We start from the raw sequence: 19,234 nt of genomic DNA on the forward strand, positions 1-19,234 counted from the left end.
TATGATTAGCACCGTCGCATTGTTTTGGGCGTTATGCGTGGTTTGCATAGTGAATATGGCGCGCTACTTCTCATCGTTACGTGCGCTGTTAGTGGTACTTCGTGGTTGCGATCCGTTGCTTTATCAGTATGTGGACGGTGGAGGGTTCTTCACCTCGCATGGACAGCCCAGCAAACAGATGCGTCTGGTGGGATATATCTACTACCAGCGCTACCGCGATCATCACGATGAAGAATTTATCCGTCGCTGCGAGCGCCTGCGTCGTCAGTTCATTTTAACCAGCGCCCTGTGTGGCCTGGTCGTGGTCAGCATGATTGCATTGATGATTTGGCACTGAGCATCACAGCAGGCGGGGTCAGCCCCGCCTTCTTTCCTCTGGCTCAGGGCTTAACCGTGAACCGAAGATTGGAGATATTGGTCTCAATCGAAGTAACCTTCCCGCTATAGGCGATGTTAACGTCTCCGTTTGTATCAATGCTGGCCGCAGTAATTGTACCCGTACCTTCAATGACAGGATGCTTCATAGCCAACTGATGGATAATGTCGCTGTCTTTCCCTGTTATCTTTTCCGAGAGATAGTAACGGTAGATTGTGGGTACGGTGGCGCCACCCTGATTGTTCACGGTCATATAGAGCCAGACGCTGTCAGATAATTTATAAACGTGTTGAAGTGCATCGTTATTTCGCTGATTGGGCTGGTGGTTTAGCCACACAAATCCAATGCCCAGAGCCAGAAGCGAAACCGTAACAAGGCGATGAATCCATTTAGTAGCCGTTTTGAATGGCATACTCTATTCCTTCTCTGATATTGCGTTGGTCCGTTGGATCGTCCCCGTAAGGCGGCTTTTCGTACCATTTTCCCCATTCAGGTTTTGACGTGCCAGCACGGCTTTGAGCCCAACCTGCACCCATAAGAAGGATGTTTGCAGGAATGCCTGCTGCAGTTCCGGCAGCTCCGAAGTTGAAATTACCAAATGCAGCAAAATAAGGGTCGAATTTTTTGTAATCCCATGGTCCACCATTTCGGACTTTTTGGTAGAACCAATAATACGTTGAGGGCGTAGCCATATTGCGTGACATTCCGTTAAGGCGTGCCTCGCGCATATTGTTCGCTATAACGATTGAACCCGGTCCTGAAATAGGGACAGAAGCCATACATTCTCCTTTGCCTGGATTTTTCTTTTGGCCGCCATGATAGTTTTTTCTGTGTTTTAAAATTGAACAAAAAATGTTCATAAAATCCTCATTTTATCAAACACTTCATGGCAAATTGCAGCCATAAAAAAAGCGGGTCAGTTTCCTGACCCGCTTTTTTGTCGCCTTCAACCGATTAAATCAGCTTCAGCGAAATCCAGTACAGCCCGCCAGACAGCAGGATGGATGCCGGAAGGGTGAACACCCAGGCCATCAGAATGTTGGTCACGGTTTTGCGCTGCAGACCGCCACCGTCAACAATCATGGTACCTGCCACGGACGAGGAGAGTACGTGGGTGGTGGATACCGGCATACCGGTGTAGCTCGCCAGACCGATAGACACTGCCGCCGTCATCTGCGCGGACATACCCTGCGCATAGGTCATGCCTTTCTTACCGATCTTCTCGCCGATGGTGGTCGCCACACGACGCCAGCCAATCATCGTACCGATACCGAGCGCCAGTGCGACGGCCATGATGATCCAGATTGGCGCGTACTCGATGGTGTTGAGCATATCGCCTTTCAGTTTCTTCAGGAGACGCTGGTCGTCAGCATTCACGTCAGGCAGCTTCGCCACTTTATCCGTCACATCAGAGATGCACAGCATAATGCGACGCAGCTGACCACGCTGCTCAACGGTCAGTTTGTCATAACTTTCAATATTGCCCAGCATGCCTTTGGCACGTTCCAGCGCGTTAATCGCGTTAGCCGGATGGCAGTGGAATTCGCCAGGCGCGGTGGTTGCACCGGCTTCCGGAGACGGGATCAGCTGGTCAACGCCGGTCGCTTTTTTCAGCAGCTCAGGATGCTGCTGGAAATAAGTTTCAACGTTGTTGACCGCATCACGGGTCCGGGTGATTTCGTAGCCGGAGGCGTTCATGTTAACCACGAAGCCCGCCGGTGCGACGCCGATCAGTACCAGCATCACCAGACCAATGCCTTTCTGACCATCGTTCGCGCCGTGTGAGAAAGCCACACCGATAGCGGAAATGATCAGGGCGATACGCGTCCAGAACGGCGGCTTTTTCTTGCCGTCTTTCTTTTCACGCTCTGCTGGCGTCAGGTGAATACGGGAGCGTTTTTTGGTATTGCTCCAGTAACGACGCAGGATGAAGATCAGCCCGCCTGCCACCACCAGACCCACGATAGGGGAGACGATGAGAGAGGCAAAGATCCCCAGTACTTTCGGGATATTTAACGCATCAACAACCGATGTACCGGTCATGAGGGCGTTGGTTAACCCGATACCGATAATCGCGCCGATGAGGGTGTGAGAACTGGATGCAGGCAGGCCGAAATACCAGGTACCGAGGTTCCAGATAATTGCAGCAAGCAGCATTGAGAACACCATAGCGAGGCCATGGCCAGAACTTACGTTAAGCAGCAGATCTGTTGGCAGCATATGCACAATGGCATACGCAACGCTCAGTCCGCCCAGGAGGACACCAAAAAAGTTAAATACCGCCGCCATAACAACCGCAAGCTGCGATCGCATTGCGCGAGTGTAGATAACCGTCGCTACTGCGTTTGCAGTGTCGTGGAAGCCGTTGATCGCTTCGTAAAACAGTACAAAAACCAGAGCAAGCAAGAGTAAAAGCCCGGTATGTAAATCCAGGCCGGCAAACAAATGTAGCATAGGACGTTACGCCATTTTGAGGACATGAACGCGGCGCATTATCCAGGACAAATGCGCAACGGGCAAAGTGAAATATAGACTTTTTTTGACATACCACCTGAATTGAGAAAAGTGCCTGAAAGGATATTCTTTAAATTTCAATGGAATGGCTTTGTAATATCTTTTTACGCTGGTGTGACCACAGAGGAAACTTTACAATCCGCGGCAGTTAACAAAGAGGGTTTTGACGTGGAAAGGTTTGATGCCGTGGTAATTGGCGCCGGTGCGGCGGGTATGTTTTGTGCGGCAATGGCCGGACAGGCGGGTCGTCGCGTGCTGCTGCTGGATAACGGTAAAAAGCCAGGCCGTAAGATCCTGATGTCCGGCGGCGGGCGCTGCAACTTTACTAACCTGTATGTTGAACCCGCGGCCTATTTGAGCCAAAACCGTCATTTTTGTAAATCTGCGCTGGCGCGTTATACCCAGTGGGATTTTATCGACCTGGTGGGTAAGCACGGTATCGCATGGCATGAGAAGACGCTGGGCCAGCTGTTCTGCGACGACTCCGCGCAGCAGATTGTCGATATGCTGGTGGCCGAGTGCGAGAAGGGTGGCGTGGTCATGCGCCTGCGCACCGAGGTGCTGGAGGTTTCCCGTGACGACCAGGGCTACACGCTGCAGCTCAACGGCGAAACCGTCCGTGCCGATAATCTGGTGATCGCCAGCGGCGGCCTCTCTATGCCGGGACTGGGCGCTTCCCCGTTCGGCTATAAGATTGCCGAACAGTTTGGCCTGAACGTTTTGCCTACGCGCGCCGGGCTGGTGCCGTTCACGCTGCATAAACCGCTTCTGGAACAGCTTCAGACGCTGTCTGGCGTGTCTGTTCCCTCAGTTATCACCGCCAAAGACGGCACGGTGTTTCGCGAAAACCTGCTCTTTACCCATCGCGGCCTCTCCGGCCCGGCGGTCCTGCAAATCTCCAGCTACTGGCAGCCAGGAGAGTTTGTCACGGTTAACCTGCTCCCGGACTGCGATCTCGATGCGTTCCTCAACGAGCAGCGTACCGCACACCCGAATCAAAGCCTGAAAAACACGCTGGCAATGCAGCTGCCGAAGCGTCTGGTGGAGTGTTTGCAGGGGCTGGGGCAGATCCCGGATGTGTCGCTCAAGCAGCTTAACAGCCGCGAGCAGGAGACGTTGGTGGTTACGCTAACAAACTGGCGCGTGCAGCCAAACGGCACGGAAGGCTACCGCACCGCGGAAGTGACGCTGGGCGGGGTCGACACGAATGAGCTCTCGTCCCGCACTATGGAAGCACGCAACGTGCCGGGGCTCTATTTTATTGGCGAAGTGATGGATGTGACCGGCTGGCTCGGCGGATATAACTTCCAGTGGGCATGGGCAAGTGCCTGGGCGTGTGCTCAGGCGCTGGCAGAGAAATAATCACGTAACGCAATTATTGCACCAACTTTTCCTCTCCCTTCGACTAAGCTTCGACCAGATGCCCCGCCGCGTTCGCGGGGCCATACTCCTTTTGGTCAGAGCACTTACCATGCAGCTACTCAGCATTATTATTTTGCTTACCCTCACCGTGGTGATCCATTCGCTGTGGATGTTTGGCGTTTTAAAATTCATCAAATTAGAAGTCGATTCGGCGGTACGCATTGTTTTACGCAATGTCGGTATCGTGATCTCTATGATTTTCGCCCATCTCCTGGAAGCCGGGCTGTTTGCGGCGTTTTATTTTGTCATCGACGCGTTTAATGACTGGAACACCAGCTTCTACTTTTCGCTGGTGAGCTATGCGACGGTAGGGTATGGCGACGTCACGTTACCCCAGCACTGGCGGCTCATCGGCGGGGTGGAAGGGCTGGTGGGCGCGTTGATGGTAGGCTGGTCTGTGGCGGTTCTGGTCGCGGTGCTGCAGCGTTTGCGTGGCATGAGCGCCTAAACGGCAGATGCGCAATCCCCATCTGGTAAGGTAAAGTACACCCCTTACGTGGCCGTAGTGCCGCGGTTTTGAGGGGGGATGTGATAAACAGCCCACCCTTTTTCTCTGCTGGTTTACGCCAGCCTGCATGGTGCTGTGCTTTGCCTCTATAAAAGGGTTATGTATGTCTGCTGCTCATCTCGGTTTCCCGACGGAAACCGTTGTTGTCTTTGTGGTGATGGCCGTTGGGGCGATGTTTATCGACCTCTTTATGCACCGTCACGACAAACCGATCTCGCTGAAAAGCGCCGCAATGTGGTCCATCTTCTGGGTCATGATGGCGATGGCCTTCGCCGGGTTCCTGTACGTTCACCACGGCGCCGAGATGGCGAGCCTGTTCCTCACCGGCTATGCGCTGGAAGAGGTGCTCTCCGTCGATAATCTGTTTGTGATGATGGCGATCTTCGCCTGGTTCGGCGTGCCGGATAAGTACCGTCACCGCGTGCTCTACTGGGGCGTGCTGGGAGCGATTGTCTTCCGCGGTATTTTCGTGGCTATCGGCACCAGCCTGTTAAGTCTGGGGCCCTACGTCGAAGTGATTTTCGCGCTGGTCGTCGGCTGGACGGCGGTGATGATGCTCAGACGTAATGAAGAGAGTGACGAAGTGGAAGATTACTCGGGTCATCTCGCCTATCGCCTGGTAAAACGCTTCTATCCGGTCTGGCCGAAAATCAGCAGCAATGCCTTTATTCTGACGCAGAAAGAGGTGGATGCGGAGCTTGAAAAGCCCGAAAACCAGGACGTGATGGTCGGACGCGTGAAGAAGGCGAAGCGCTATGCGACCCCGCTGCTGCTCTGCGTGGCGGTGGTGGAACTCTCAGACGTGATGTTCGCGTTTGACTCCGTGCCGGCCATTATTGCCGTGAGCCGCGAGCCGCTGATTATCTATAGCGCCATGATGTTCGCTATTCTCGGCCTGCGCACGCTCTACTTCGTACTCGAAGCGCTGAAGCAGTATCTGGTGCACCTCGAGAAAGCCGTGGTGCTGCTGCTGTTTTTCGTGGCGTTCAAGCTGGGGTTAAATGCCACCGACCACTTCTGGCACCACGGTTACAGCATTGGCGCGACGGCCAGCCTGTTTGTGGTATTGGGCGTGCTGGCGCTGGGAATTATTGCGAGCGTGATGTTCCCGGGGAAACGTGAGGCCTGATGTACCGCCCGGTGGCGCTTCGCTTACCGGGCCTACGGTTTGGTTTTCTCCCTCTCCCTGTGGGAGAGGGCGGGGTGAGGGCACCAGACCGCACCTAACCCTTAATCGGTGAATTGCGGCGCTTGCGCGGCGGGTGGAAGTGCCGCCAGTGCGGATCCTGCGCCGCCGCCAGCAGCTCGTGGTCGCCGCGGGTGTCGCCCCAGGCGCGCAGGTGATAGGCGTTCAGATCGCCATACACTTTTTCCAGCCTGGCCACCTTCTGGGCGCAGCGGCAGTTGTGGCCCGTGATCCGCCCCGTCAGCTTGCCGTTTTTCACTTCCAGCTGCGTGCCAATCAGCTTAATGCCCAGTTTGTCAGCCCACGGCTGAAGCACCAGTGCCGGAGACGCGGAACAGATGGTCACCTCCGCACCGGAATTCACCTCGGCCGCCACGGCCAGAACCCCTTCGGGGCGCATCAGCTTGTTCCAGTATTTTTCGCAAAACGCTTCCGCCTGCTGGCGCAACCAGTGTTCATCCACGCCCGTCAGGAACGTTTTGATCAGCACTTCCTTTAGCTCGTCGCGCGTCAGCTTGCGACGCACGCAGTGGAGCGTGGGCAGCGCCATGCGCACCAGACGGCCCGCGAAGTAACGTTTCCCGAAGGCAAAGCGCAGGAAAGGGATAAAGCTGTCGTGGTGCGTTAATGTTCCATCAAAGTCAAAGACAGAGAGCACGCTGGATTTCGCCACCGTCTCGTCGGCAATCATATTGGTCATAAATACGTCTTAGCTGAAATACACATTCTGTGGATCAGTTTACCTGCTTTACCTGGACAGTCCTTACATCACCACCATTTTTTTCTCGATCTTGCGATCTCAACGTGAGTCCAATTTTGGCCTCGATAAGAATTGGCGAAAAAACGATCTGTCTATATTATCGCCACATCGCACGATATTTAGGGGAACCCTTTGGCCCCCACAGGTAAGGAAAAACTCACTCACTACCTCTTTTTTGATATGACTCTTAGATCGTTTATTTCAATCCTTACGTTAAGTTTTGCGTCGTTTTCTGCATTCAGTTTTCAACTTCCCGCGTCGATGTTATCGATGAACCATGAACTGGCAGTCTCGCCAGCGAAATCTGCGCTGATGCAACAGGATACGGGCCCGCTGCGCTCGCGCATGCTCGATCAATACCAAAAGTGGAAGGGAACCCAGTATCAGTGGGGCGGTACCACGCGCCGCGGGGTGGATTGCTCCGCGCTCATGCAGCACCTGTTCAGCGATGCGGCGCATCTTAATTTACCGCGCACGACCGGCGAGCAGATCCACCGCGGGGTGCAGGTGACGCAATACCGCCTGAGGCCCGGAGATCTGGTGTTCTTCCAGACGGGGCCGAACCGCAGGCATGTCGGCGTTTACATTGGCAATAGCCAGTTCATTCATGCCTCAAGCAGCCAGGGCGTGACGGTCTCAACCCTGACGGATGCTTACTGGCAGGCGCACTACATTACTGCCCGTCGGGTTGCAGGCAGTGCAGCCTGACAGCCTCAGATGATGTCATCCACGACGCCGCCATCGACGCGCAGCGCCGCGCCCGAGGTGGCGGAGGCCTGTGGCGAACAGACATAAATCACCATATTGGCCACCTCTTCAACCGTGGCCGCGCGCTGGATCACCGAGCTGGGGCGGTTGGCCATCACAAACTCTTTCGCCAGCTGCTCCAGCGATTTGCCGGTTTTTTCGATTTCATCCTTCATCATCTCGGCGAAACCGTCAGACATCGTTGGCCCTGGCAGTACGCTGTTGACCGTCACGCCGCTCCCTGCCACGAACTTCGCCAGCCCGCGCGCCAGCGAGAGCTGCGCCGTTTTGGTCACGCCGTAGTGGATCATATCCGCCGGGATATTGCAGGCCGACTCGGAGGAGATAAACACCACCCGTCCCCAGCCTTTTTGCACCATGCCCGGCAGCAGGGCGCGGGAAAGACGCACGCCGGACATCACGTTGGTCTGCCAGTAACGCTCCCAGGTCTCATCGTCGGTGGCATAGAAATCCTGCGGGCCGTAAATCCCGGCATTGTTAACCAGAATATCGACGTCATTCGCCACCTTCAGCAGCGACTCGACCCCTTCCGCCGTGCTGAGATCGGCAATCGCGGCGCGCACCTGGACGCCCGGCACCACCTGCTGCAGCTGCTGAATGCCTTTATTCACCGATTCCGTGCTGCGGCCATTGACGATCACCTCGGCACCGCTTTCTGCCAGCCCTCTGGCGATGGCGAACCCGATCCCGCCGGTTGAGGCGGTCACCAGCGCCACTTTCCCCGTAAAGTCGATTTTCATCATCCGCTCCTTATCGTTTTAACGTTCGGACCTTAAAGCGTAGCAGGTGAGGATGACGGCTCCTGGCTAAAAAGGCGCAACAGCGTCTCAACCTGCTCATCAAGCGGGGCGAGGGAGCGCTTAACGATCAGGTGAAGCGGCGTTGCCCTGCGCGCACCGTGGCTCAGCGGCAGGCGTTTCAGTACGCCTTGATCCAGCTGGGTCTGGATGCGTTCCTCTGGCAGCCAGCCGTAGCCGACCTGAGAGACGACGGCCTCTATGGCGGCATCGATGGTGGAGAAGGTCCACGACTCACCGGCCGCACGCGCGGCGGGCTGGCTGTCCGCAATCTGGATAAGCGGCCATGGGCGCAGCATCTCATCATTTAGCGGCGCGTCGAGGTGAAAGAGGGGATGCTGGTGATGGGCCACGGCAACAAAGTCGATATTCATCAGCCATTCGCCGAGCCCGGTTATATCCTGGCGGCGGGTTAAGATCATCACATCAGCTTCGTCGTTAATGGCGTCGGCGCGGGTATTTTCCAGCACTTCGGTGAGACGGACCTGGGTCTGCGGATACTGCTGCTGGAACTGACGCAGAATGGCGAACAGGCGGCGGCGGGGGAAAATGGAGTCCACCACCAGATCCAGCCGCGTGCGCATTCCGTTGCGAAGGGTCGCTGCTCGCGTCTCAACGTACGAAAAGGCTTTCAGCAGCGGTTTAACCTGGTTGAGCAGCAGTTCTCCTGCCGGCGTTAACACCGCCCGTCGCCCCTCCGGCACCAGCAGCGCCACGCCGAGCCGCTCCTGCAGCAGCGACAGGTTATAGCTCACCGAAGACTGGCTGCGGTGGGTTTCTTCTGCGGCTTTGGCAAAGCTGCCCGCTTCCACCACTCGTTCCAGTAAGGACCATTGTTCTAGCGTCGTCTTATGCATAACTTATCTAAAATTTGGATGAATTTGATTAAAACATAGCGTTATTCATTTATTTTTTGAAGGGGTACGATCGTCTCATCAAAACAAAGGAGACATCTTATGAACACCTTCGACAAACACGACTTAAGCGGCTTCGTTGGCAAACACCTTGTTTATACCTACGACAACGGCTGGAACTACGAGATTTACGTCAAAAATGAGACGACCCTGGATTACCGTATTCACAGCGGTCTGGTGGCCAACCGTTGGGTGAAAGATCAGCAGGCTTACATCGTGCGGGTAGGGGAGAGCATCTATAAAATTTCCTGGACCGAGCCAACCGGCACCGACGTCAGCCTGATTGTGAACCTGGGCGACAAACTGTTCCACGGCACCATCTTCTTCCCGCGCTGGGTCATGAATAACCCGGAAAAAACCGTCTGCTTCCAGAACGATCATATTCCGCTGATGAACAGCTACCGTGATGCGGGCCCGGCGTATCCAACGGAAGTGATTGATGAATTTGCCACTATCACCTTTGTACGTGACTGCGGCGCCAATAACGAAAGCGTGATCGCCTGTGCGGCCAGTGAATTACCGAAAAACTTTCCAGATAACCTGTAATAAGCGCGACAATTAACTAAAAAGAAAAGTTCCCGGCTATTTCATATTATTTTGAAATGGCCGGGATTTTTTTTGTTTGTTGATGTATGGTTTAAATGATCCCATTTCAAAATGTTGCGGAAGATCACATCAAAAATATTTAATATTAAATTAACTTGTTGTTTTTCAATTGGCTGCTAGTTGTCTTATAGCGTTGTAAACGCTGTCTTAATTTTTCCCTAAGGAAAGAGAGATACTTTGATATAAGTTTATGGTTCGTTGAAATAAACGGGCCAGCATTTGGTTAATATCAAAAACGTGCCATTTTGATTGCAAGGAAATTAATAATGAGTGATTTTCTGCCTTTTTCGCGACCGTCGATGGGCGCTGAGGAAATTGCGGCGCTTCAGGACGTTTTGATGTCGGGCTGGATCACCACGGGGCCAAGGAATCAGGAACTTGAAGAGGCATTCTGCCAACTTACCGGGAATCAGCATGCGATTGCCGTCTGTTCCGCCACCGCGGGCATGCACGTTACGCTGATGGCGCTGGATATTGGCCCGGGCGATGAAGTCATTACCCCTTCCCAGACCTGGGTGTCCACGCTGAATATGATCGTATTGCTGGGCGCCACGCCAGTCATGATTGATGTGGATAAAGACACATTAATGGTGACGCCAGAAGCCGTTGAAGCCGCCATTACCCCGCGCACTAAAGCCATTATTCCCGTTCACTATGCCGGCGCGCCGTGTGACATCGACGCTATCCATGCCATCGGTGAACGTCACGGTATTCCGGTGATTGAAGATGCGGCCCATGCCGCCGGAACGTATTACAAAAACCGTCACGTGGGCTGGAAAGGAACGGCAATTTTCTCCTTCCACGCCATTAAAAACATGACCTGCGCGGAAGGCGGCTTAGTCGTCACGGATAATGCCCAGCTGGCACAGCGGATCCGCAGCCTGAAATTCCATGGCCTGGGCGTAGATGCCTATGACCGCCAGACGCACGGCCGCGCGCCGCAGGCGGAAGTGATCGCGCCGGGCTATAAATACAACCTGGCGGACATCAACGCCGCGCTGGCGCTGGTGCAGTTAGGCAAACTGAAAGAGGCCAACAAACGCCGCCAGGAAATCGCTGAACGCTACCTGCGGGAGCTTGCCGATACGCCGTTCCAGCCGCTCACTATTCCGTCATGGCCGCACGTGCACGCCTGGCACCTGTTTATTATTCGCGTTGATGAAGCGCGCTGCGGGATCTCACGCGACAACCTGATGGCGGCGCTGAAAGAGAAAGGCATAGGTACCGGCCTCCATTTCCGCGCGGCCCACACGCAAAAATACTACCGCGAGCGTTTTCCTGATGTATCGCTCCCGAATTCTGAATGGAATAGCGCGCGTATTTGTTCTCTCCCTCTTTTCCCGGACATGACTCATGACGACACAACCCGCGTCATTACCGCACTCCATCAGCTTGCAGGACATTGATATGTTCAGTGCACCGCCTGTACAAAAAGTATCCGTGGTAATCCCGGTTTATAACGAGCAGGAGAGCCTGCCCGAACTGATCCGCCGTACAACGGCCGCCTGTGACACGATGGGCAAGGCCTACGAAATTCTGCTGGTGGATGATGGCAGTAGCGATAATTCCGCGCTGATGCTGACCGAGGCCGCGCAGGCCGAAGGCAGCCACATCGTAGCCGTGCTGCTCAACCGTAACTACGGCCAGCACTCGGCGATTATGGCGGGGTTTAGCCACGTCACGGGCGATCTGATCATCACCCTGGACGCGGACCTGCAAAACCCGCCGGAAGAGATCCCGCGTCTGGTTGCCAAAGCCGACGAAGGCTATGACGTGGTCGGCACGGTCCGTCAGAACCGCCAGGACAGCCTGTTCCGTAAGCTGGCCTCGCGTACCATCAACCGTCTGATCCAGCGCACGACCGGTAAAGCGATGGGCGATTACGGCTGCATGCTGCGCGCCTACCGCCGCCATATTGTCGACGCCATGCTGCATTGCCACGAGCGCAGCACCTTCATTCCGATTCTGGCGAATACCTTTGCCCGTAAGGCAACGGAAATCCCGGTTCTGCACGCCGAGCGCGAGCACGGGGAATCGAAGTACAGCTTTATGCGTCTCATCAACCTGATGTATGACCTCATCACCTGCCTGACCACCACGCCGCTGCGTCTGCTGAGCGTGTTCGGCAGCATTATTGCGCTGGCGGGCTTTGCGATTTCTGTCCTGCTGGTGGTACTGCGCCTGGTCTTTGGCCCGCAGTGGGCGGCGGAAGGGGTCTTTATGCTCTTTGCCGTGCTGTTTATGTTCATCGGCGCCCAGTTTGTCGGGATGGGTCTCCTCGGTGAATACATTGGCCGTATCTATAACGACGTTCGCGCGCGTCCGCGCTACTTTATTCAACGTGTTGTCCGTCAGGAACACAAAGCATCTCAAGAGGAAATTCACCCATGAAAGCTGTTGTATTTGCCTATCACGATATGGGGTGCACGGGCACGCAGGCCCTGCTGGAAGCGGGCTATGACATTGCGGCAATCTTTACCCATCCGGACGCGGCTGGAGAAAACAACTTTTTCGGCTCCGTGGCGCGTATCGCCGCCGAGCGCGGTATCCCGGTTTATGCGCCGGACGACGTTAACCACCCGCTGTGGGTGGAGCGCATCCGCGCCCTTGCGCCTGATGTGATCTTCTCGTTCTACTATCGCAACCTGCTCTCTGACGAGATCTTAGGCCTGGCCGCAAAAGGCGCCTTTAATCTTCACGGTTCTCTGCTGCCGGCCTACCGTGGCCGCGCCCCGCTGAACTGGGTGCTGGTGAACGGTGAAACGGAAACGGGCGTGACGCTGCACCGCATGGTACGCCGTGCGGATGCGGGCGCTATCGTGGCACAGCAGAAGGTCGCTATTGATGCGGACGACACCGCGCTGCAGCTGCATCAGAAGCTGAACACGACGGCACAGACGCTGCTGCGTGATGCCCTTCCTGCCATCCTTAACGGCACCTTCAGCGAAACCGCACAGGACGAGAGCAAGGCAAGCTGCTTTGGCCGCCGTGCGCCGGAAGATGGTCGTCTGGACTGGAACAAACCGGCTCGCCAGCTGCACAACCTGGTGCGCGCCGTAACCGATCCATGGCCGGGCGCCTACAGCTTTGCGGGCGTAAGCAAATTCATCGTCTGGAAATCCCGCGTGCGTGACGACATTCCGGCGGCAAAACCGGGCACCGTCGTCTCCGTCTCCCCGCTGATTGTGACCTGCGGCGAGCAGGCGCTGGAGATCGTCACCGGACAAACCGACAACGGCCTGTACGTTCAGGGCACGCAGCTGGCGCAGTCTCTGGGCCTGGTGGCCGGGGCGCTCATCACCAGCGCACCGGTTGTTGCCATCAAACGCCGCACCCGCGTGCTGATCCTCGGCGTGAACGGCTTTATCGGTAACCACCTGACCGAACGTCTGCTTAAGGACGATAACTACGAGATTTACGGTCTGGATATCGGCTCTGATGCCATCAGCCGCTTCCTCGACAACCCGCGCTTCCACTTCGTGGAAGGGGACATCAGCATCCATTCCGAGTGGATTGAATACCACATTAAGAAATGCGACGTGGTGCTGCCGCTGGTCGCTATTGCCACGCCAATCGAGTACACCCGTAACCCGCTGCGCGTGTTCGAGCTGGACTTCGAAGAGAACCTGAAGATCATCCGCGACTGCGTGAAATACGACAAGCGCATCATCTTCCCGTCCACCTCTGAAGTGTACGGCATGTGTACCGATAAGAACTTTGATGAAGACACCTCCAACCTGGTGGTCGGGCCGATCAACAAACAGCGCTGGATTTACTCCGTCTCCAAACAGCTGCTGGACCGCGTGATTTGGGCCTACGGCGAGAAAGAGGGTCTGCGCTTTACCCTGTTCCGTCCGTTCAACTGGATGGGGCCACGTCTGGACAACCTGAACGCGGCGCGTATCGGTAGCTCCCGTGCGATCACCCAGCTGATCCTGAACCTGGTGGAAGGCTCCCCAATTAAGCTTATCGAAGGCGGGAAACAGAAACGCTGCTTTACGGATATCAGCGACGGTATCGAAGCGCTGTTCCGCATCATCGAAAACAAAGATAACCGCTGCAACGGTGAAATCATCAACATCGGCAACCCGGACAACGAAGCGAGCATTCGCGAGCTGGCCGAGATGCTGCTGGCCAGCTTTGAGCGTCATCCGCTGCGCGATAAATTCCCGCCGTTTGCCGGTTTCCGCGAAGTGGAAAGCAGCAGCTACTACGGTAAAGGGTATCAGGACGTTGAGCACCGTAAGCCAAGCATTCGCAATGCGAAGCGCTGCCTGAACTGGACGCCGACCGTGAAGATGGAACAGACCATTGATGAAACGCTTGATTTCTTCCTGCGCACCGTGGAGCTGTCGGAACAGGTCTCATGAAAAAAGTCGGTTTACGCATTGATGTCGACACCTTCAGGGGAACGCGTGACGGCGTACCCAAACTGCTGGAACTGCTGAGTAAGCACGGTGTGCGCTCCAGCATTTTCTTCAGCGTGGGGCCTGACAACATGGGACGTCATTTATGGCGTCTGGTTAAACCGGCATTTCTGTACAAAATGCTGCGCTCGCGCGCAGCATCCCTCTACGGCTGGGATATTTTGCTGGCCGGCACCGCCTGGCCCGGCAGACGCATCGGCGCGGGTAATGAAGCGGTTATCCGCGAGGCGGCGCAGCATCATGAGGTGGGTCTGCACGCCTGGGATCACCATGCCTGGCAAGCCTGGGCGGGCGTCTGGGATATCCCGCGCCTGTCCCGTGAGGTCGAGCGTGGGATGCTGGAGCTGGAGGCCATTATCGGTCAGCCCGTGCGCTGCTCCGCCGTGGCGGGATGGCGTGCGGATCAGCGCGTGGTGAAGGCCAAAGAGGCCTTCGCGTTTCGCTACAACAGCGATTGCCGCGGAACCGGGCCCTTTTTGCCGCTGTTAGGCGAAAATCGCTACGGTACGGTGCAAATTCCAGTCACGCTTCCCACCTGGGATGAAGTGGTCGGACGCGAGGTAAAGGCCGATGAGTTCAATCGCTACATTCTGGACCGCATTCATCGTGACGCCGGTACGCCGGTGTATACCATCCATGCCGAAGTGGAAGGGATTGCGTATCAGCATGATTTCGATGAACTGCTGACGATGGCCGCTCAGGAGGGCATCGAATTCTGCCCGTTGAGCGAGCTGCTGCCAGACGACCTCAGCACCCTGCCCGTGGGAAAAGTGGTCCGTAATGAACTGGCTGGCCGGGAAGGCTGGCTTGGTTATCAACAAACCGTGAGTCCGGTCCCATGAAAACAGCCCGTTATGGCTTAGCGCTTCTCGCACTGTTTATCGTTTACTACCTCATTCCGGTCGATATCCGTCTGCTTTGGCAGCCTGATGAAACGCGCTATGCGGAAATCAGCCGCGAAATGCTGGCCTCCGGAGACTGGGTTGTCCCGCATTTTCTGGGGCTGCGTTACTTTGAAAAGCCAATTGCTGGCTACTGGATCAACAGTATCGGGCAGATGCTGTTCGGGCACACCAACCTCGCCGTGCGCGCCGGGTCCATCTTCTCCACCGGCTTAGCCGCGCTGCTGGTCATCTGGATGGCCTGGCGTCTCTGGCGGGATAAGCGGACAGCCATTTTCTCCGGCCTGATCTTCCTGACCCTGTTCCTGGTGTATGGCATCGGCACGTATGCGGTGCTGGATCCCATCATCACCCTGTGGCTGGTGGCAGCGATGTGCAGCTTCTGGCTGGCGTCACAGGCCCAAACCGTTGCCGGAAAAGCGGGCGGCTATGTGCTGCTTGGGCTGGCCTGCGGGATGGGGGTGATGACCAAAGGCTTCCTGGCACTGGCGGTACCGGTGATTGGCGTGCTGCCGTGGGTGATCGCCCAGAAGCGCTGGAAAGAGGTGTTGATTTTTGGCTGGCTCGCGATCCTGAGCTGCGTGCTGATTGTTCTGCCATGGGGGCTGGCCATTGCGCAGCGTGAGCCTGACTTCTGGCGTTACTTCTTCTGGGTGGAGCATATTCAGCGTTTCGCCCAGAGCGACGCGCAGCACAAAGCCCCGTTCTGGTACTACATACCGTTCCTGATTGCGGGTAGCCTGCCGTGGCTGGCACTGCTGCCCGGTGCGTTTCGTCTCGGCTGGAATGACCGACAAAACGCGGGTGGCGGGTTCTATCTGCTGGGATGGGTGGTGATGCCGCTGCTGTTCTTCAGCATCGCCAAAGGCAAGTTGCCGACCTACATCCTGCCGTGCTTTGCCCCGCTGGCGATCCTGATGGCACGCTATGCCTGCCTCGCGGCGGAGAAGGGCGCCAGAGCGTTACGCATTAACGGCGGGATTAACCTGGCGTTTGGCGTTATCGGTGTGGTGGCTGCACTGGTGGTCTCCCCGTGGGGACTGTCTAAGCATCCGGTCTGGACCTCGGTCGAACTGTATAAAGTGTTCTGCGCGGTGGTCGCGTTCCTCATCTGGGCCGCGGTAGGCTGGTTTACGTTCAGGCAGAGTCAGCAGCGCTGGTGGCTGGCGGCGTTCTGCCCTGCGGGCCTGACGCTGCTGATTGGTTTTGCCATTCCTAACCTGGTGGTGGATTCCAAACAGCCGCAGTCGCTGGTCGACACCGTGCGCGAGCCGCTTCAGGACAGCCGTTACGTGCTGGCCAATAACGTTGGCGTGGCCGCTGGCCTGGCGTGGGAGCTGAAGCGCAATGACATCACGCTGTATGGTCAGAGTGGCGAACTGCGCTACGGGCTGGATTATCCTGATGTGAAAGATCGTTTTGTCGGTAAAGATGACTTCGCGCAGTGGCTGGCGGAGCACCGTCAGCAGGGACGCGTATCGCTGGTGATTCTGCTGTCAAAACGCGATGACCTTTCGCGGGCTAATCTGCCAGAACCGGACAGCCTGTATATCCAGGGCCGTCTGGCCTACCTGCAGTATCTGCCGAAGTGATGACCTGGATCTGGCTGATACTGGCAAGCCTGCTCAGCTGTGCAGGACAGCTGTGCCAGAAACAGGCTACCCGTCCGGCGAAAGCCGGGCGGCGTGGCGTGCATATCGCGCTATGGCTTGGCCTGGCTCTGCTGGCGCTGGGCAGCGGGATGCTGGTCTGGCTGGTGGTGCTGCAGCGCCTGCCTGTCGGCATTGCCTACCCTATGCTGAGCCTCAATTTTGTCTGGGTGACGCTGGCGGCGAAGGTATTCTGGCGTGAAAACGTCGCGTCGCATCACTGGCTGGGGGTAGGGTTGATCATCATTGGGATTGTTATCCTGGGAGGAAGCCTGTGAAAGGGGCGTTCTGGGCCTTATGCAGCGTGCTGTTAGTCAGCGCCGCGCAGCTGTTGCTGCGCAATGCGATGCAGGCACTGCCGCCGGTCAGCGATGTTCTGGCGCTTATTTCCGCGCTGTGGCACTTCTCATCCGGCACGGGGGCGCTGCTGCTGGGGTTGATGGGGTATGTGGCCTCGATGGGCTGCTGGTATCTGGCGCTGCATCGCATGGCGCTCAGCAAAGCGTATGCCTTGCTGAGTCTTAGCTATATCCTGGTGTGGGGCGCTGCGATCCTGCTGCCGGGCTGGGAAGAACGTTTCTCCTGGCACGGGCTGGTGGGGGTCGGGTTTATTATTCTGGGTGTGTTGACGATTTTTCGGCCAGCACGTCGTCAGCAGAATAAATCAGCCCGGCCCTGAGCTCAAAGGGCGTCGCGGTACATACTGCAAGACTCAGCGAGTCTATCCGGCAGTGGCTGACTGAGTGAAATGCGCGGGCGGTACTGTCAATGCTAACCATTTGCCAGGCGTGACCGCCGCTCTGTTTAACGATCGCTTCCTTCCGCGTCCAGATGCGCCAGAACGCCGTAAGCTGGCTCTCTGGCGTTTCCTTTTCCAGCTCTTCATGCTCGGCGCCGCTGAAGACGGCATTGGCGAGCGTGTGCCAGTTATCCTGCGGGCGAATGCGTTCCAGTGAACAACCCACGTTACCTTCGTCACTGATAATTAACGCAATGTCATCATCCGCGTGGCTAAGGCTGAACCACAGCGGATAGTCGCCGGCAAAAAGGGGTTTCCCCTGTTCGTTGTGGATAATCTCCGGCAGTGACTTCGGGGCCAGCAGACGCGAAAGCAACCCGCGACCCGCCAGCCAGCGCGCACGCTGGGCGCCTTCGGGCGCGTGTCGGGAGAGGGCTTCAGCCCAGCGATTGGTGCTCAGCGAGGAGATTTTTCCCAGAAAAACCTGGTACATATAACGTCTGGCCTTCAGTCAAAACAGAGAGAGTCGCAAAGTTTCGCGGCGAAACCATTACTATAATCTATTGTCCCCGGTAATGGCTAACCAGACGAGAGTGCTTACCCAGGCAACCGGCTTTTTGGCCTCCCCGGCCCGAGCAGGATCGCCAGCTTGCTGCCGCCTTTAGTGGTTTCCATCCAGATCTTACACACGCTGGTCAGGGGGACCGACAGCAGCATGCCGACCGGGCCCAGCAGCCATCCCCAAATCAGTAAGGATAAAAACACGACCAGCGTCGACATGCCCAGCCGGTGCCCCATCATGCGCGGCTCGAGAATATTGCCCAGCACCATATGCACCACGAGGAACAGCGCGCCAACCAGCATGCATTCGTAAAAACCGTTAAACAGAAACGCCTGAATCATCGGCGGCACGGCGGAAAGCACCGCGCCAATATTGGGCACGTAGTTGAGCAGAAAGGCCAGTACGCCCCACATCAGCGCGAACTGCACGTCCATCAGCATCAGCCCCAGCCAGACAATCACCCCGGTCCAGACGCTCAGCAGCGTTTTCAGCGCCAGATATTTTGAGACCCCCTTCAGGGCCCGGTGTAACCCGGCGATATGAATTTGGGGATTATTCAACGCAAAGCGCAGCTTATAGGGGACGTGGCGGACTTCAAACAGCATAAACACCACCGTCATGACCAGCAGCAGAATGCTGGCCATTGCGCCGGAAAGCCCCGTCATCAGCGTGGTGGCGTAGGTCATAACCTTCTCGGAATCCATTCTGCGCAGCATCCGTTCAGGTGAGATATGCAGATTGAGAAAGGGCACCATCTCCTGCAGCGCCACAATCTTACGTGTCAGCTCTTTGTTGTACTGCGGCAGCATGGTGGAGAATTCGCTCAGCGATGCCGCCAGCACGCCGAAGAGCGCCGTCAGGGCAATCAGCATCACGATGACGACAATGGTGATGGCGACCGGACGGCTGACGCCCCGGCGCAGAAACCAGGTGACCAGAGGATTAAGCACAATGGCAAAAAAGAGCGCCAGCAGGAGCTGGACAATAATGTCAGCGGCAGCATGGATACCCGCAAGGATAACCACCAGACAGGCGAGCTTTAATAAGATGTGGAGTCCAGCTTTGTCGGACGGGTTAGCGATCATGCGTGTTCCTTAATGTGAT

At 56.3% G+C, this 19,234-nt stretch carries 21 protein-coding genes; 13 read left to right on the forward strand and 8 right to left on the reverse strand.

Annotated features, from left to right (window positions below):
- The first annotated feature begins 1 nt into the window (after position 1).
- Positions 2-337 (forward strand): universal stress protein UspB, encoded by a 336-nt coding sequence (gene uspB, locus CWR52_RS13800; RefSeq protein ID WP_003861224.1) that lies wholly within the window; start codon positions 2-4, stop codon positions 335-337.
- A 43-nt stretch (positions 338-380) separates the two neighbouring features.
- On the opposite strand, the gene CWR52_RS13805 is transcribed toward uspB, so the two are convergent.
- From CWR52_RS13805 to pitA, 3 genes are all read right to left on the reverse strand, one after another.
- Entirely contained in the window at positions 381-788 is a 408-nt protein-coding gene (locus CWR52_RS13805) for a hypothetical protein (RefSeq protein WP_104949935.1), read from the reverse strand.
- Positions 766-1,236 (reverse strand): polymorphic toxin type 44 domain-containing protein, encoded by a 471-nt coding sequence (locus tag CWR52_RS13810; protein WP_252152158.1) that lies wholly within the window; start codon positions 1,234-1,236, stop codon positions 766-768. Before CWR52_RS13810 ends, CWR52_RS13805 begins: the two co-directional genes overlap by 23 nt.
- Before the next feature lie 94 nt (positions 1,237-1,330).
- A complete protein-coding gene (gene pitA / locus CWR52_RS13815; RefSeq protein WP_008503116.1) occupies positions 1,331-2,830 on the reverse strand; it encodes an inorganic phosphate transporter PitA in 1,500 nt (499 codons plus the stop codon).
- A 228-nt stretch (positions 2,831-3,058) separates the two neighbouring features.
- Between pitA and CWR52_RS13820 the strand changes: the two genes are divergently transcribed.
- The 3 genes from CWR52_RS13820 (at position 3,059) to CWR52_RS13830 (ending at position 5,949) form a co-directional block, all read left to right on the forward strand.
- A complete protein-coding gene (locus CWR52_RS13820; RefSeq protein ID WP_104950922.1) occupies positions 3,059-4,252 on the forward strand; it encodes an NAD(P)/FAD-dependent oxidoreductase in 1,194 nt (397 codons plus the stop codon).
- A gap of 109 nt (positions 4,253-4,361) precedes the next feature.
- Positions 4,362-4,760: a potassium channel family protein gene (locus CWR52_RS13825; RefSeq protein ID WP_023309546.1), complete on the forward strand. Its 399-nt coding sequence runs from the start codon at positions 4,362-4,364 to the stop codon at positions 4,758-4,760.
- A 163-nt stretch (positions 4,761-4,923) separates the two neighbouring features.
- The gene (locus CWR52_RS13830) at positions 4,924-5,949 is read left to right on the forward strand and encodes a TerC/Alx family metal homeostasis membrane protein (protein ID WP_023616134.1); all 1,026 of its coding nucleotides are present in this window, start codon (positions 4,924-4,926) and stop codon (positions 5,947-5,949) included.
- A 94-nt stretch (positions 5,950-6,043) separates the two neighbouring features.
- On the opposite strand, the gene CWR52_RS13835 is transcribed toward CWR52_RS13830, so the two are convergent.
- The gene (locus CWR52_RS13835; protein WP_074180434.1) at positions 6,044-6,706 is read right to left on the reverse strand and encodes an HAD family hydrolase; all 663 of its coding nucleotides are present in this window, start codon (positions 6,704-6,706) and stop codon (positions 6,044-6,046) included.
- Positions 6,707-7,027: 321 nt separating this feature from the next.
- On the opposite strand from CWR52_RS13835, the gene CWR52_RS13840 reads away from it, so the two are divergent.
- Positions 7,028-7,474, forward strand: coding sequence for an NlpC/P60 family protein (locus CWR52_RS13840; RefSeq protein ID WP_175481451.1), 447 nt, complete (start codon positions 7,028-7,030; stop codon positions 7,472-7,474).
- Between the two features lie 5 nt (positions 7,475-7,479).
- Here the strand turns inward: CWR52_RS13840 and CWR52_RS13845 are convergent, their stop codons facing one another.
- Together CWR52_RS13845 and CWR52_RS13850 are read right to left on the reverse strand one after the other, a co-directional pair.
- The gene (locus CWR52_RS13845) at positions 7,480-8,274 is read right to left on the reverse strand and encodes an SDR family NAD(P)-dependent oxidoreductase (protein ID WP_104949936.1); all 795 of its coding nucleotides are present in this window, start codon (positions 8,272-8,274) and stop codon (positions 7,480-7,482) included.
- A gap of 32 nt (positions 8,275-8,306) precedes the next feature.
- Positions 8,307-9,188, reverse strand: coding sequence for a LysR family transcriptional regulator (locus CWR52_RS13850; protein WP_104949937.1), 882 nt, complete (start codon positions 9,186-9,188; stop codon positions 8,307-8,309).
- Positions 9,189-9,287: 99 nt separating this feature from the next.
- Here CWR52_RS13850 and CWR52_RS13855 point away from each other — a divergent pair, with 99 nt between their 5' ends.
- The 8 genes from CWR52_RS13855 to arnF all read left to right on the forward strand — a co-directional run bounded on the left by CWR52_RS13855 (position 9,288) and on the right by arnF (position 17,508).
- Positions 9,288-9,791 carry a phenolic acid decarboxylase gene (locus CWR52_RS13855; RefSeq protein ID WP_008503103.1) on the forward strand — a complete coding sequence of 168 codons (504 nt, stop codon included), beginning with the start codon at positions 9,288-9,290 and terminating at the stop codon, positions 9,789-9,791.
- A gap of 326 nt (positions 9,792-10,117) precedes the next feature.
- Positions 10,118-11,257, forward strand: a complete 1,140-nt coding sequence (arnB, locus tag CWR52_RS13860) for a UDP-4-amino-4-deoxy-L-arabinose aminotransferase (RefSeq protein WP_104949938.1) — start codon at positions 10,118-10,120, stop codon at positions 11,255-11,257.
- Between the two features lies 1 nt (position 11,258).
- A complete protein-coding gene (arnC, locus tag CWR52_RS13865) occupies positions 11,259-12,242 on the forward strand; it encodes an undecaprenyl-phosphate 4-deoxy-4-formamido-L-arabinose transferase (protein ID WP_032644605.1) in 984 nt (327 codons plus the stop codon).
- Positions 12,239-14,221: a bifunctional UDP-4-amino-4-deoxy-L-arabinose formyltransferase/UDP-glucuronic acid oxidase ArnA gene (arnA, locus tag CWR52_RS13870; protein ID WP_104949939.1), complete on the forward strand. Its 1,983-nt coding sequence runs from the start codon at positions 12,239-12,241 to the stop codon at positions 14,219-14,221. Before arnC ends, arnA begins: the two co-directional genes overlap by 4 nt.
- Positions 14,218-15,120, forward strand: a complete 903-nt coding sequence (gene arnD / locus CWR52_RS13875; protein WP_048226324.1) for a 4-deoxy-4-formamido-L-arabinose-phosphoundecaprenol deformylase — start codon at positions 14,218-14,220, stop codon at positions 15,118-15,120. Before arnA ends, arnD begins: the two co-directional genes overlap by 4 nt.
- Positions 15,117-16,772 (forward strand): lipid IV(A) 4-amino-4-deoxy-L-arabinosyltransferase, encoded by a 1,656-nt coding sequence (gene arnT, locus CWR52_RS13880; RefSeq protein WP_104949940.1) that lies wholly within the window; start codon positions 15,117-15,119, stop codon positions 16,770-16,772. The genes arnD and arnT overlap by 4 nt, the downstream gene beginning before the upstream one ends.
- Positions 16,772-17,107: a 4-amino-4-deoxy-L-arabinose-phosphoundecaprenol flippase subunit ArnE gene (arnE, locus tag CWR52_RS13885; RefSeq protein WP_023326251.1), complete on the forward strand. Its 336-nt coding sequence runs from the start codon at positions 16,772-16,774 to the stop codon at positions 17,105-17,107. The genes arnT and arnE overlap by 1 nt, the downstream gene beginning before the upstream one ends.
- Positions 17,104-17,508 carry a 4-amino-4-deoxy-L-arabinose-phosphoundecaprenol flippase subunit ArnF gene (gene arnF, locus CWR52_RS13890; protein WP_104949941.1) on the forward strand — a complete coding sequence of 135 codons (405 nt, stop codon included), beginning with the start codon at positions 17,104-17,106 and terminating at the stop codon, positions 17,506-17,508. Before arnE ends, arnF begins: the two co-directional genes overlap by 4 nt.
- Here the strand turns inward: arnF and acpT are convergent.
- The gene (acpT, locus tag CWR52_RS13895; protein WP_069720558.1) at positions 17,441-18,061 is read right to left on the reverse strand and encodes a 4'-phosphopantetheinyl transferase AcpT; all 621 of its coding nucleotides are present in this window, start codon (positions 18,059-18,061) and stop codon (positions 17,441-17,443) included. The two genes, arnF and acpT, sit on opposite strands and share 68 nt — an antisense overlap.
- Before the next feature lie 104 nt (positions 18,062-18,165).
- Complete coding sequence (locus tag CWR52_RS13900; RefSeq protein ID WP_045909021.1) at positions 18,166-19,215, reverse strand: AI-2E family transporter; 1,050 nt, start codon at positions 19,213-19,215, stop codon at positions 18,166-18,168.
- Between the last annotated feature and the right edge of the window lie 19 nt (positions 19,216-19,234).

Source organism: Enterobacter sp. SGAir0187, from assembly GCF_002952735.2.
Lineage (GTDB): Bacteria > Pseudomonadota > Gammaproteobacteria > Enterobacterales > Enterobacteriaceae > Enterobacter > Enterobacter quasiroggenkampii.